This is a genomic window from Clostridium sp. C1 (assembly GCF_018223625.1).
Lineage (GTDB): Bacteria > Bacillota_I > Bacilli_A > Erysipelotrichales > Coprobacillaceae > Allocoprobacillus.
Genome location: NZ_CP073631.1, coordinates 1,485,825 through 1,499,141, shown reverse-complemented (window position 1 = coordinate 1,499,141; position 13,317 = coordinate 1,485,825). Strand labels below are relative to the sequence as shown.

At 30.7% G+C, this 13,317-nt stretch carries 15 protein-coding genes; 12 read left to right on the top strand and 3 right to left on the bottom strand.

Features of this window, described 5'->3' with window-relative positions; genetic code table 11:
- Position 1: 1 nt before the first annotated feature.
- The 5 genes from KEC48_RS08210 (at position 2) to KEC48_RS08190 (ending at position 6,170) form a co-directional block, all read left to right on the top strand.
- Positions 2–718 carry an ATP-binding cassette domain-containing protein gene (locus KEC48_RS08210; protein WP_087359301.1) on the top strand — a complete coding sequence of 239 codons (717 nt, stop codon included), beginning with the start codon at positions 2–4 and terminating at the stop codon, positions 716–718.
- Positions 715–3,054, top strand: coding sequence for an ABC transporter permease subunit (locus KEC48_RS08205; RefSeq protein ID WP_087359299.1), 2,340 nt, complete (start codon positions 715–717; stop codon positions 3,052–3,054). Before KEC48_RS08210 ends, KEC48_RS08205 begins: the two co-directional genes overlap by 4 nt.
- A 106-nt stretch (positions 3,055–3,160) precedes the next feature.
- Positions 3,161–4,597: a 6-phospho-beta-glucosidase gene (locus KEC48_RS08200; protein ID WP_211965314.1), complete on the top strand. Its 1,437-nt coding sequence runs from the start codon at positions 3,161–3,163 to the stop codon at positions 4,595–4,597.
- Between the two features lie 193 nt (positions 4,598–4,790).
- On the top strand, positions 4,791–5,762 hold the full coding sequence (locus KEC48_RS08195) for an Rpn family recombination-promoting nuclease/putative transposase (protein WP_211965313.1): 972 nt from the start codon (positions 4,791–4,793) through the stop codon (positions 5,760–5,762).
- Positions 5,763–5,876: 114 nt separating this feature from the next.
- Complete coding sequence (locus tag KEC48_RS08190) at positions 5,877–6,170, top strand: hypothetical protein (protein ID WP_087358123.1); 294 nt, start codon at positions 5,877–5,879, stop codon at positions 6,168–6,170.
- A gap of 12 nt (positions 6,171–6,182) precedes the next feature.
- Here the strand turns inward: KEC48_RS08190 and KEC48_RS08185 are convergent, their stop codons facing one another.
- Positions 6,183–7,520, bottom strand: coding sequence for an MATE family efflux transporter (locus tag KEC48_RS08185; protein ID WP_211965312.1), 1,338 nt, complete (start codon positions 7,518–7,520; stop codon positions 6,183–6,185).
- Between the two features lie 10 nt (positions 7,521–7,530).
- Positions 7,531–8,070, bottom strand: a complete 540-nt coding sequence (locus KEC48_RS08180) for a TetR/AcrR family transcriptional regulator (RefSeq protein ID WP_087358125.1) — start codon at positions 8,068–8,070, stop codon at positions 7,531–7,533.
- Positions 8,071–8,234: 164 nt separating this feature from the next.
- On the opposite strand from KEC48_RS08180, the gene KEC48_RS08175 reads away from it, so the two are divergent.
- Genes KEC48_RS08175 through KEC48_RS08150 form a run of 6 tightly spaced genes read left to right on the top strand, consistent with a single transcriptional unit; the run spans position 8,235 to position 11,413 of the window.
- On the top strand, positions 8,235–8,501 hold the full coding sequence (locus KEC48_RS08175; protein ID WP_087358126.1) for a DUF2624 family protein: 267 nt from the start codon (positions 8,235–8,237) through the stop codon (positions 8,499–8,501).
- Between the two features lie 29 nt (positions 8,502–8,530).
- The gene (locus KEC48_RS08170) at positions 8,531–9,553 is read left to right on the top strand and encodes an asparaginase (RefSeq protein ID WP_249191423.1); all 1,023 of its coding nucleotides are present in this window, start codon (positions 8,531–8,533) and stop codon (positions 9,551–9,553) included.
- Positions 9,543–9,779: an EamA family transporter gene (locus tag KEC48_RS08165; protein WP_211965311.1), complete on the top strand. Its 237-nt coding sequence runs from the start codon at positions 9,543–9,545 to the stop codon at positions 9,777–9,779. The genes KEC48_RS08170 and KEC48_RS08165 overlap by 11 nt, the downstream gene beginning before the upstream one ends.
- 16 nt (positions 9,780–9,795) lie before the next feature.
- Positions 9,796–10,419, top strand: coding sequence for a DMT family transporter (locus KEC48_RS08160; protein ID WP_211965310.1), 624 nt, complete (start codon positions 9,796–9,798; stop codon positions 10,417–10,419).
- Complete coding sequence (locus KEC48_RS08155) at positions 10,419–10,976, top strand: hypothetical protein (protein ID WP_087358128.1); 558 nt, start codon at positions 10,419–10,421, stop codon at positions 10,974–10,976. The genes KEC48_RS08160 and KEC48_RS08155 overlap by 1 nt, the downstream gene beginning before the upstream one ends.
- Before the next feature lie 29 nt (positions 10,977–11,005).
- Positions 11,006–11,413: a hypothetical protein gene (locus KEC48_RS08150; RefSeq protein WP_211965309.1), complete on the top strand. Its 408-nt coding sequence runs from the start codon at positions 11,006–11,008 to the stop codon at positions 11,411–11,413.
- Here KEC48_RS08150 and KEC48_RS08145 read toward each other — a convergent pair.
- Positions 11,395–11,991, bottom strand: a complete 597-nt coding sequence (locus KEC48_RS08145) for an ATP-dependent Clp protease proteolytic subunit (RefSeq protein WP_211965308.1) — start codon at positions 11,989–11,991, stop codon at positions 11,395–11,397. The two genes, KEC48_RS08150 and KEC48_RS08145, sit on opposite strands and share 19 nt — an antisense overlap.
- 221 nt (positions 11,992–12,212) lie before the next feature.
- Here KEC48_RS08145 and gap point away from each other — a divergent pair, with 221 nt between their 5' ends.
- Complete coding sequence (gene gap / locus KEC48_RS08140; RefSeq protein ID WP_087358131.1) at positions 12,213–13,229, top strand: type I glyceraldehyde-3-phosphate dehydrogenase; 1,017 nt, start codon at positions 12,213–12,215, stop codon at positions 13,227–13,229.
- The last annotated feature ends 88 nt before the right edge of the window (positions 13,230–13,317 follow it).

Genomic DNA, 13,317 nt, shown 5'->3' with positions numbered 1-13,317 from the left:
TATGTTAGAAATGAAAAATGTATATAAAAATTATGGAACATATCAAGTTTTAAAACACGTTGATCTTTGTTTGGATGAAGGTATTTATGCATTATTGGGACCTAATGGCTCAGGGAAATCAACATTAATGAAACTTATATGCCGTCAGCTTAAACCAACAAAAGGACAAATTTTATGGAAACATAAGAAAATAGATGATTGGGGGCAACATTATTTTCTAGATATTGGCTATGCTCCACAGCAACAAGGACTTTATGAAGATATGACAGGATTACAATTTTTAACTTATATGGCTTTGTTGAAAGGGATAGAGAAAAAGAAATTAAAAAATGAAGTGAATAGAGTTGCTCAATTGGTGAATATGGACAAATTTCTCAAACAAAAATGTAAGACATATTCAGGTGGTATGAAGCAAAGAATATTAGTAGCTCAAGCACTTTTGAATAATCCATCACTTTTATTGCTTGACGAACCAACAACAGGACTTGATCCCAAAGAACGTGTATCACTACGAAATGTTTTATCTCATCTATCAAATGATCATATTGTTTTTATTGCAACTCATGTTGTTTCTGATGTAGAAAATCTTGCGAAAGAAATTGTTTTTTTAAAAGATGGTATCATTGTTGGAAAAGGAAAAAAAGAAGATTTGCTAAAACAATTTCAAGTTCATTGCTTAGAAGATGTTTATTTAAAGATTTTTGGTGATGATATATGATGCCTTTAATCAAGTATGAATTTATAAAAATGAGAGGACGTAAAAGCTTTATTGTTATTCTTATTTTGCTTTTGTTAAGTCAATTTTTTCTTTTTTCAGTAAGTTTAAATCAAAAGATTCCCTTATCTGCTTATCAAAAATTTCATCAGACTTTACTTTCCTTGCCTAATGAAAAACGTTATGAATTTACAAAAAAAGAGTATGAAAAATATCAGTCATTTATGATTTTGGAACAGTTAACGCAATTACGTCAAAATGAGCAAAAAAATGCTTCAATTATCGAAGAACTTTTACAAGAGAATCCTAATGTTGAAAATTATCAACAAGAGTATATCAGTAATCATCAGCCTCAATATACATCGTCTTTAGAACAAGATGCTCAATTTTTAGAAATGATGTTTGACGAAATGACACAATTAAAGACTTATTTTCAATATATTAAAGATATTCAACAACAGGCTCAACAACTTTCAGGAATTTCTATTTTTCAAAGTCATCAAAATCAAAATGAAATAGAAAGAAGTGCTAAAGATTTTCAAAAGTTAACCCATGTTGAAGTGACATATGATATCCAATATCCTCTAGAAATGGTGTTTTCATTTGATTTTACGAGTTTGTTTTTAGTGATTATTGTCTTGAGTTTATCCTATTATCTGATTATGGAAGAAAGAGAAAATGGATTGATGAATTTGTTGAAATTAAGTCAAAATGGATATATGAAAGTAATTATAGCAAAGTTCATTGTCATGTTTTTGATAACGAGTATAATCTGTTTTTTGGTATATGCAGGAAAATTAGGTTATATGGCATGGAACTGTGGATTGGGAGATTTGTCGCGTAGTATTCAGTCAATGGCTCATTATAGACAATGTCCTTTACAAATGAATGTCAAACAGTGGATTGGTCTGATGATAGGATTTAAAATATTGGTATTATCATTATTAGGTATAATAATGATGAATTTATGTTTGGTATTGAAAAATAGAATTTTATCTTGGATATCTATATTGGTATTTTTTGTAGTAGAAGTTTTCAGTTATTTGATGATTCATCCCTTAAGTTCACTTTATTTATTGAAGTATATCAATATGATTTCATTTCTACAAACAGATATTTATTTAAAAACATATCGATATATATCTGTTTTTGGATTGCCAACAACTCTTTATCATTTACATATTTTTATTATAATAGCTGGACTGATTTTTGGGAGTATAAGTTGTATATGTATCTATGTTTGTAAAAGAGATTTTTCTTTGAGAAATGCTCATTTTGTATTTAAACATTGTCTTCATTTGTCTTCTTTATGCAGTTTTGAATTTTATAAGATGATAAAAATACAAAAAGTTGGTTTTCTCATTATTTTAAGTTTATTTTTACAATATTATCAATATCATCATGTTTCTGTTTATATGGATAGTGAATCTTCTATTTATCAAAGTTATATGCAATATTTACAAGGACCTCTTACTGATGACAAAATAAAATGGATTGAACAACAGCAGGATTATTTTGATTCATTGCATCAACAAATAGAAAAAATTGAAAATAATATCAATCTCACATCACAAAAAAAGCAATCTCTTAAAGAAAATATTTCTATGAAGTTGATAGGAGAGAATGTTTTTAATGATGTCAAGGAACAATATGAGTGGATTCAAAAACATCCCCAAGCTGAATTTGTTTATGAACGCCCGTATGAGGAATATTTTTTATCTTCTTCATGGAGTTTAGCACCTAGTTTAATGCTGATGATTTTCTTGTCACTAAGTTTATATCAAGTTATTAATATTGAATATGAAAATCATGTTAATGAAGTTAGTCAAATAACAATTAATGGAAATCATAGAATCCTAGAATTAAAAATTATAGGATGTGTTATTATAATAGGAATAGGGATGAGCATTTTTTATGGAACACCTCTTATCTTTTTACATAGTGTCTATGGTTTTTCATCTTTAGGAGCATCTGTCATTTCTATACCAACTTTTCGATCTTTACCTTCTGTATTGACTTTAGGTCATTTGTTTCTTATAGATGGGTTGATTAAATTTATTATTTGCATGAGCTTAACGAGTTTTTTATTGATGATTAGTGTGAAAGCCAGACATACTATGACAACATTATTTATAAGTTTATGTCTGTTTGTTATTCCTTTATTTCTTATTTATAATCAGATAGATTGTTTCAAAGATATATCTTTTTATCCAATGTTAAATTGTATTCAATATTGTATAGAAAACCCTATATTATTAATTGTTCAAATAATGATTTCGATAATTGTGATGATTTTATCTTTAAAAAAAGTTTTTCAACAATATTTTCACGTTTTGTAAGTTCTCATTCTGTAATTGTTTCAATTTTAAATATAATAGAAATATATTATTGTTCATTTAAAGTGAATTTTATATAATAAATTTATAAGTATAAAGGAGGCGTAATATGGTTTTAAGTAAAGATTTTTTATGGGGTGGTGCTTTAGCTGCCCATCAATTTGAAGGTGGTGTTCTTGAAACATCTAAGGGTTTAAGTGTTGCTGATGTAATGACTGCTGGAGCACATGGTGTTCCTAGAGTGATTACTGATGGTGTGATTGAAGGTAACTATTATCCTAATCATGTTGGGATTGACTTCTATCATCACTACAAGGAAGATATTGCTATGTTTGCGGATATGGGCTTTAAATGTTTTAGAACATCTATCGCATGGACACGTATCTTTCCATTAGGTGATGAAGATGAACCCAATGAAGAAGGATTACAGTTCTATGATGATGTGTTTGATGAATTATTGAAATATGGTATTGAACCCGTTATTACATTATCTCATTTTGAAATGCCCTATCATTTAGCTAAAGAATATGGTGGATTCATGAACAGAAAGACTATTGATTTCTTTGTGAAGTTTGCAAAAGTCTGCTTTGAAAGATATAAAGATAAAGTCAAATACTGGATGACTTTCAATGAAATTAACAATCAGATGAATTACAAGAATGATATCTTTGGATGGACAAACAGTGGAGTTCATTTTGGAAATTATGATAATCCAGAAGAAGCGATGTATAAATGCGCTCATCATACTCTTATTGCCAGTGCACTAGCTGTCAAAGCAGGTAAAGAAATTAATCCTAATTTCAAGATTGGAAACATGATAGCAATGGTTCCTATTTATCCATATTCTTGTCGACCTGCTGATATGGTATTATCAACACAAATGATGCATGATCGCTGGTTCTTCTGTGATGTACAAGTGAGAGGACATTATCCAGCATATGCATTGAAGATGTTTGAAAGAAAAGGATTTGATATTGATATAACAGAAGAAGATAAAAAAATTCTAGCTGAAGGAACAGTGGATTATATTGGATTTAGTTATTATATGACAAATACTGTTGATTCTACAGCACATAAAGATGTTTCTACTGCAACTGATGGTTCAAGTGAATACAGTGTAGAAAACCCATATATCAAAGTATCTGACTGGGGATGGGCAATTGATCCAGAAGGGTTAAGATATGCTTTGAATATTTTCTATGAAAGATATGAAAAACCACTATTTATTGTAGAAAATGGATTTGGAGCGATTGATGTCAAAGAAGCTGATGGTTCATGTCATGATCCATATCGCATTGATTATTTAAGAGCGCATATTCAGGAAATGAAAAAAGCAGTCGAAGAAGATGGTGTTGATTTAATGGGCTATACACCATGGGGATGTATTGACTGTGTATCATTTACAACAGGAGAAATGAAGAAGCGTTATGGATTTATCTATGTCGATAGAGATAATGAAGGACATGGAACATTAGAAAGAAGCAAAAAAGATTCTTATGACTGGTATAAGAAAGTAATTGCTTCTAATGGTGAAGATTTAGATTAAAACATGAAGAAGGAATGAATTTCCTTCTTTTTTTGTTTTGATAAATTAAAAAAATTTGAAATAAAAAAAGAAAAATGAAGTCTTTTTTGCGTATATATAAATTAGGGAGGGAAATAAAAATTTACAAATATTTACTTATAGCAAATAAAATGATATAATTTTTATAGACCTTCCTAAGGGAGGAACATGAATAATGTCTGTTTTAAAGAAAGATCATGTTATGAGGGATTTTTTTGGACATCCGGGTCATTTTGCTGATTTTTTAAATGTTTTATTTTTTGATGGACAAAAGGTCGTTGATGCTTCATACCTGTTTCCATACCAAAATGATAAAACTTATGCAGATTATCATTTTTCAATCGAAAAAAGAAATGATATCACAATGAAATGGGATACAGGATTCTGGCAGGTTCTTATTAACATGGAAGCACAAAGTCAATCAGATTATACAATGACTTCGAGAATTTTATTGTATGATGCTCTTAATTATGCTTTGCAGGATAAGCATCAAAAAGGTTGTCGTTTCATGCTTGTTATAAGTTTAGTGTTGTATCATGGTGAAGGAAAATGGAAAGCTTTGACATCATTAATGGATCGTATTGAAGCACCAGAATATCTTAAAAGACTAGGTAATGATTGGAAAATAAAGGTTGTTGATCTTAAAGAATTGGATTATCATCTTTTTAGAAATCAGGAGAACAGGCAGCTGATCAAGGGGTTACAATTGATCTGGAAAAAGAATGTAGCAGGGCTTCAAAACATGGTTGTTACAAAGGAAGTTGCTAAGGTATTGGCAACTTTAACGGGGCAGGAAGAATTGGTTGAAATTATTGAAAAGGAAGGTGAAGAAAAAGTGGAAATGTATTCATTGTGGAAGGATGCCATTCATATAGGAATGGAAGATGGTAGAAAAAAAGGGAAAGAAGAAGGAATTAAAACAGGACGTGAAGCAGGAATTAAAGAAGGAATGAAAGAAGGAATTAAAACAGGGCGTAGAGAAGGACAACAGATGTTGATTCTTAATTTACTGCAAAATGTACTTGGACAGTTGACACCAGAAATCAAAAAACGTATTCAACAATGTGATGAACATATGTTGCAGGTTATAGGTATGCATATTCATCAAATACATAATGAACAAGATGTTTTAAAACTTTTGATGTGAGTTGTTGCATAGTGATTTTATCTGATATGGATAAAGGAAATGATGTTTAAGTATTCTTTACTTGCAAGAAGATGGGGTATTTTGGATAATGAGTTGTTAAAAGGAAGATGAAAAATGGAAATGTATTCATTATGGAAAGATGCCATTCATATAGGAATGGAAGATGGTAGAAAAAAGGGGAAAGAAGAAGGAATTAAAACAGGACGTAGAGAAGGACAACAGATGTTGATTCTTCATTTACTGCAAAATGTACTTGGACAGTTGACACCGGAAATCAAAAAACGTATTCAACAATGTGATGAACATATGTTACAGGTTATAGGTATGCATATTCATCAAATACATAATGAACAAGATGTCTTTAAGTTGCTTATAACATGCTATAAAAACAATAAAGAAAGGGTTTAAAAAATCCTTTCTTTATTGTTGCTGATTCTCTAACCAATTTTCTTTTTTTATACCATAAATAATGCCAATAGCATCAGCTAAGAACCAGCCAATAGGGATGGCCCACCAAATTGCCACCGTTCCCCATAATGGTGCAAAAGCATAAGCTAAAACAACACGTGTTCCTAAAGAAGCAATTGTCAAAACAACAGAAATACCTGGTTTTCCAATCCCACGATAATAACCATAAAGTAAAAATAAACATCCAATACCTAAATAACACATACCTTCAATTTGCAAATATTGTACACCTTGACGAATAATTTCTACTTCTTCTGGATGAATAAAAATAAGCATCAATGTTGGAGCGAATATATAGACAATCAATGAAATCAACAAACAAAAAATTCCTGAAATAATAACAGCGGATTTTAATCCTTTTTGAATACGTTGTTGTTGATGAGCACCTTGATTTTGAGCGATAAAAGTAGAAAAAGCATTACCAAAATCTTGTACAGGCATATATGCAAAAGAGTCAATTTTTACAGCTGCAGCAAAAGCAGACATAGTGATGACACCAAAACTATTGACTAATCCCTGAATCATTAAAATACCAAAATTCATAACAGATTGTTGAATACATGTGAGGAGAGAGTAATCTTTAATTTTCATAAAAATATCATAGTCAAAATAACAATGCTGACGTGCTGGTAAAAGATCTTTTTGTTTTATAAAAACATAAATCATAATACCAAAGCCACTGACACCTTGAGCAATAATGGTGGCTAGAGCTGCACCACCAACACCCATATGAAATGATACAATCAAATAAACATCTAAAAAGATATTAATTAAAGTTGCCACAGCAAGAAAATAAAGAGGAACTCTTGAATTACCTAAAGCTCTTAATAAAGATGCAAAATAGTTATAAAGAAAAGTAAAAAAGAAACCAATAAAAATAATAAAAAGATAATCATAGCTTTGTTGATAAATATCCTGAGGAATATTCATGAAATGAAGAATAGGGTGGATACAAAGTAGACAAAGTATTTCTAATAAAATAGAAAACACAGCAATACCAATAAAAGAAATAAAAAAAGATGTTTTCATTTTATCTATTTGTTGACCACCATAGTACATTGAAAATAAAATACCACTTCCCATACATAATCCTAAAATAATAGATGTTAAAAAAGTCATTAAAGTAAAAGAAGATCCAACTGCGGCTAAAGCATCAGAACCTAAAAATTGTCCTACAATAAATGTATCAGCAACATTATAGAACTGTTGTAATAAATTTCCTATAATCATAGGAATAGAAAATAAAATTAATGATTTTGTAATAGAACCCTGTGTTAATTGATTATTCATAAAAAAACTCCTACAAATTCTCTGTAATCAATGTAGACAATGTTTGTGCATACTCATCCATAGATTCAAAATTCCCTTTTTGCAGCCATTCCCTTAATAACATCATAAAGCCACCAATGAATATATGAAGTCTTCTTTTGGTTTCTGGAGAAAGAGAAAACTCCTGTTGTAATTCTTGAATCATTGCATCTCTCATTTCATTATAAAATTCAAATGTAAAATCCTGATTAGATAAAATACAGTATGTTTCATAGTCATTCTTTAAAATATCTAAAATTTTCATTAATAATGTATTGAGCTGTTCAACTAATGTCAGCTTATGATTTTTACGTGTAAAATATAAAATCTGTTCAATGAATTCACGTTGAAAACTCTCTAGTAAATCCTTTGTATCTAAATAATGGGCATAGAATGTCCCACGACTAATATTGGCTTCATGAACAATATCAGTGACTGTCACTTTGCTGGCAGGTTTTTCTTTTAAAAGATCAATAAAAGCTTTTTTTATTAATAATTTTGAACGTGTTGCGTTACGATATTCAGTTCTCATTCAAATCCCCTCCTTCAATATTGGACAGTTTGAACCAATGTGTCTAATATTGTATAAATCATGAATATGTGTACATTGTATACATATTTTAAATCTATTATAATATATTTAAATAAGAAAAGTATATAAGAATTTTGTAATATACGTCAAAAGGAGGAATGCTTATGATGAATTTTTATCGCTTGAACCATCGTCTACAACAGATGACTTTAAAGATTTTAAAGAATCTTTGTCATCGTCATGATATTGTGATTGAAGATGGTGATTTAAAGATTATTTTACATTTAATCAAAGATAATCCTCATACTGTCTTAAATGATGAGTATACTCCTATTTTGTTATCAGAGATTTCACAAAAAACAAGTCAAAAAACATGTTTAAGTTTTAAACCTCTGTTAGATCAAAGTTATTTACTTAAGGAGATTGAATAGCCACGTTTGGTGGCTTTTTTTGTTGTTTCATGAAAAAGAAAATGCTAAAATGTGCAATGGGTGAAGGAAATATGAAAACAATTGCAATTGTAGCAACAGGAGGAACAATTGCTGGTAGGGGACAGATAGGAAAAGCTGTTGCCTATCATGCAGGTGAAATGGATGTCAATGAAATTATTCAATCCATTCCCATGTTGAATCAAGTTGCACATATTAAAGAATATCAGTTAATGAATGTTGATAGTAATGAAATGACACCACAGCGATGGCTTGTTTTATCTCAAAAAATTAATGAACTTGTAAGACAAGATGATATTGATGGTATCGTTGTCACTCATGGAACAGATACTTTAGATGAAACGGCTTATTTTTTAACCTTAACTTTACATACATCTAAACCTGTTGTTGTTACAGGGGCGATGCGACCAGCTACAGCGACTAGTGCAGATGGACCTTATAATTTATATCAGGCTGTTTGTCTGGCTGCTCATGATGAAGCAAGAAATCAAGGTGTTATGGGACTTTTTTCAAGTACAATATTTTCTGGTAGAGATATCCAAAAGGTGAATAACTATAAAGTCGATGCTTTTGAACAAAAAGCTTTCGGATGTTTAGGCTATATGCAAGATCATGAGGTTCATTTCTTTTCTAAAACATTTAAAAAGCACACCATACATTCCTTATTCTCATCATTTGATTATCATGATTTACCAGCAGTAGGAATTGCTTACTTTTATGCGGGTGCAAGTCATGAAATTCTTTATTCTTTGGCTTTGAATCATCAGGGAATCATTTTAACGGGTTCAGGAAGTGGAAATTACAGTCAAGACTGGTTACATGCTATTGAGGACTTATCAAAGCGAGGTATTATATTTGTACGTTGTTCACGAGTTTCACAAGGAATTGTTTTTGATGATGAGGTTTTTGATCCCCATCACTGTTGTATTCCGGGTAATACATTAACACCACAAAAAGCGAGAGTTTTATTGATGTTAGCTCTCACATATACTCATGATTTAGACAAAATAAAGGAGTTATTTAATGAATACTAAACAAAAAGGAATCATTTTTACAATGATTGCGACGATTTTATTTGGCATCACACCAGCAGTTGGAAAATTAACTTATGCAATGGGGAATAATGGTGTTCAACTGGCTTTTTTAAGACATCTTTTTGTATTGCCACTCTTTTTTATTATTGTGGTTTATCAAGGGCAATCTTTTCGATTAAATAAATCACAATGGCTGGATGTTTTTAAAGTAGGTTTTTTTTGGTAATACATTAACAATTGTGATGTTATATTCTTCTTATGAATATATTGGTGTAGGAAGTGCTACGGTTTTACATTTTTTATATCCACTTTTTGTTGTTTGTATGAATTTTGTTTTGTATCATCAAAAATTAAATAAACAACAATTATGTTGTCTGGTCTTAGCTATTATTGGAATCTTTTGTTTTATGGACTCATCTTCATCATCCTTGATGGGCGCTTTATTAGCAATTTTATCCGGTGTCTTTTTTGCATACTATATGGTAGGAATGGACCATTCTTCGATTCGTTATATGAGTCCGTATGTTTTTAATTTTTATCTTGTTTTGATGAATTCCATTGTTATTTTTATTTTGGCTTTCTTACTTGGACGTATAACAATATTACCCATCCAAGCGTATATTCTTTCGGGAGTTGTGGCAGTTTTAACATCTTTAGTTGGTGTTGTTTTACTTCAAAAAGGTATTTATTGTTTAGGGGCTTCTTTGACAGCTATTTTATCGACATTAGAACCTATCACAAGCATTGTTGTGGGGGTTGTCTGGTTGAATGAAAGTTTAACATTATTAAAGATTATTGGTTGTATTCTTGTTTTATTCTCTACTTTTATATTAGTTAAAGCTCAAAATCAAAAGGAGGATATTTAATGACATTAGAAGAACTTATTCATGATTTATCTCAACAATCGTCATTTCTACTAGCTATTGATGGCATGAGTGGAAGTGGGAAAACAACTTTAGCTCATCATTTGGCACAGAAATTTCATGCGCAAGTTTTTCATATGGATGATTTCTTTTTGCCATTAGAAATGCGTACACCTGAAAGATTACAGCAATCGGGCGGAAATGTTCATTATGAGCGTTTTTTAGAAACTGTTTTAAAGCCTCTTTCTTGTCAGCAGGATGTTGATTATCAGCCCTTTGATTGTCAAGCGATGACTTTGAAAAAGAGTGAACATAAATCTTATTGCCCTTTTTGTATTGTTGAGGGTAGCTATGCTTTGCATCCCAGTCTGCAGTCTTATTATACTCATGCAGTTGTGTTAAAAATATCAGCCGATACACAAAAAGAACGTTTGTTAAAGCGAAATCCAGAAAAAATAGAGATGTTTATCAATAAGTGGATACCACTTGAAAATCAATATTTTCAAGCTTTTGATCTTTTTGGTCAGTATCCTGTTTTAGATGCAACACATATTTTTTAATTCCCTGCATAGTATGTAGGGGTGATAAAGTGATTTTAAATGAAGAAGAAGTACAAACAGGGTTATCGTTTGTTTTAAAAGATGTTTTTAAAAAATATGATATTGTGATGCAGGAAATGCATATCAAATTAGCTGATGAAAAACTATTGATGAATGCTGTTCTATTGTATAATCAATATCATGTAGATGTTGTTTGTGATTTTCAAATACAATATGAAAATCAAAGTTTTATTTTTAAAAATATTCATGGCAAAATAGAATACCTGTTTTTACAATTTCCAATTATAAGTTTTTTGAAATCATTCTTGAAAGATTCACATATAATCTTTCAAGACAATCAAATTCAATATCAAATAGCTTTACCTATTCAACAAATGCATATGGGAGAAGGATATTTATCTATTCTATTAAAAAACAATCAAAGTGAAACACTTTGATTGTTTTTTAAAACTTCATCAATCAAACCGTATTCTAAAGCATCATAAGCATTCATGAAATAATCACGATCAGTATCTTTTTTGATACGACGTAAGGATTGAGATGTCATTTGCGATAGCAGACGGTTTAATTTGTCTTTTTGTTTTAAGATATGACGTGTAGAAATTTCTATATCACTGGCTTGACCTTGTGCTCCACCTAGTGGTTGATGAATCATGATTTCACTATTTTCTAAAGCATAACGTTTTCCTTTTTTTCCAGCTGCTAATAAAAAAGCACCCATACTTGCTGCTAAACCAATACTAATTGTTGACACATCACATTTGATAAAGTTCATTGTATCAAAAATGGCTAATCCAGCTGATACACTACCACCTGGTGAATGAATATACATATCAATATCAGCCTGTTGATCAAGGGATTCTAAATATAACAGCTGACTAACAATAGAACTGGCCATTTCATCATTGATTTCACCGCAAAGCATAATAATACGATCTTCCAGCAATCTGGAAAAAATATCATAGGCATACTCCTTAGAATTCTTTTTTAATATCACTGTGGGTATAAAATGCATAAAGTTACCTCCATAATTCATTATAGAGAAATTTGTGTTGGATTATTCATAGAAAATTGATTTTTTCTTGTGTTAATACAGAGTTAAGCAAAGTTAAAAAACAAGAAAAGATTTTCGCTCTTGTGAAAAAATTTATATAAAGCGTACAACTTTTATTGATTTATTTGGGTTTGTGGACTATAATATAGACATAAATTATTAGTAAGGAGGATGTCATAAAAATGGCAGTAAAAGTAGCAATTAACGGTTTTGGACGTATTGGACGTCTAGCATTCAGACAAATGTTTGGAGCTGAAGGATATGAAGTAGTTGCAATCAACGACTTAACAGATCCTAAAATGTTAGCACATTTATTAAAATATGATTCAGCTCAAGGTAAATATGCTTTAGCTGATACAGTAGAAGCTAAAGAATCTTCAATCGTAGTAGATGGAAAAGAAATCGAAATCTACAAAGAAGCAGATGCTTCTAAATTACCTTGGGGAGAATTAGGAGTAGATGTAGTATTAGAATGTACAGGTTTCTATACTTCTAAAGCTAAATCTCAAGCTCATATTGATGCAGGAGCTAAAAAAGTTGTTATTTCTGCACCAGCTGGAAATGATTTACCAACTGTTGTATTTGGTGTAAACGAAGGAACATTAACTGCTGATGATACAATCATTTCAGCTGCATCTTGTACAACTAACTGTTTAGCACCTATGGCTAACGCATTAAACAAATTAGCACCAATCAAATCTGGTATCATGTTAACAGTACATGCTTATACTGGTGACCAAATGGTATTAGATGGACCTCATAGAAAAGGTGACTTAAGAAGAGCACGTGCTGCTGCAGTCAATATCGTGCCTAACTCAACTGGAGCTGCTAAAGCTATCGGTTTAGTTATCCCTGAATTAAATGGAAAATTAATCGGTTCTGCTCAACGTGTACCTGTTCCTACAGGATCTACAACTATCTTAACTTCAGTTGTTGAAGGTGAAGTTACTGTAGAACAAGTTAACGAAGCTATGAAAGCAGCTGTAACTCCATCATTTGGATACACTGAAGAACCATTAGTATCTTCAGATATTATTGGAATGACTTATGGTTCATTATTTGATGCAACTCAAACTATGGTTAAAGCATTAGATAACGGAACTACTGAAGTTCAAACTGTTGCTTGGTATGACAACGAAAATTCTTATACTTCTAACATGGTTAGAACTATTAAATATTTCGCTGAATTAACTAAATAATTTAGAAACTTCTTGGGAGTACATTGTATTCCCAAGATTTTTTTATGTCAAAAGATGATTTGAGTCTTTTAACAAATGTATGTCAGAT

Excerpts from the sequence above, each read along its gene's own strand:
- KEC48_RS08210 (WP_087359301.1), top strand. The coding sequence starts at position 2 with ATGTTAGAAATGAAAAATGTATATAAAAATTATGGAACATATCAAGTT.
- KEC48_RS08205 (WP_087359299.1), top strand. The coding sequence starts at position 715 with ATGATGCCTTTAATCAAGTATGAATTTATAAAAATGAGAGGACGTAAA.
- KEC48_RS08200 (WP_211965314.1), top strand. The coding sequence starts at position 3,161 with ATGGTTTTAAGTAAAGATTTTTTATGGGGTGGTGCTTTAGCTGCCCAT.
- KEC48_RS08195 (WP_211965313.1), top strand. The coding sequence starts at position 4,791 with ATGTCTGTTTTAAAGAAAGATCATGTTATGAGGGATTTTTTTGGACAT.
- KEC48_RS08190 (WP_087358123.1), top strand. The coding sequence starts at position 5,877 with ATGGAAATGTATTCATTATGGAAAGATGCCATTCATATAGGAATGGAA.
- KEC48_RS08185 (WP_211965312.1), bottom strand. The coding sequence starts at position 7,520 with ATGAATAATCAATTAACACAGGGTTCTATTACAAAATCATTAATTTTA.
- KEC48_RS08180 (WP_087358125.1), bottom strand. The coding sequence starts at position 8,070 with ATGAGAACTGAATATCGTAACGCAACACGTTCAAAATTATTAATAAAA.
- KEC48_RS08175 (WP_087358126.1), top strand. The coding sequence starts at position 8,235 with ATGATGAATTTTTATCGCTTGAACCATCGTCTACAACAGATGACTTTA.
- KEC48_RS08170 (WP_249191423.1), top strand. The coding sequence starts at position 8,531 with ATGAAAAAGAAAATGCTAAAATGTGCAATGGGTGAAGGAAATATGAAA.
- KEC48_RS08165 (WP_211965311.1), top strand. The coding sequence starts at position 9,543 with ATGAATACTAAACAAAAAGGAATCATTTTTACAATGATTGCGACGATT.
- KEC48_RS08160 (WP_211965310.1), top strand. The coding sequence starts at position 9,796 with ATGTTATATTCTTCTTATGAATATATTGGTGTAGGAAGTGCTACGGTT.
- KEC48_RS08155 (WP_087358128.1), top strand. The coding sequence starts at position 10,419 with ATGACATTAGAAGAACTTATTCATGATTTATCTCAACAATCGTCATTT.
- KEC48_RS08145 (WP_211965308.1), bottom strand. The coding sequence starts at position 11,991 with ATGCATTTTATACCCACAGTGATATTAAAAAAGAATTCTAAGGAGTAT.
- gap (WP_087358131.1), top strand. The coding sequence starts at position 12,213 with ATGGCAGTAAAAGTAGCAATTAACGGTTTTGGACGTATTGGACGTCTA.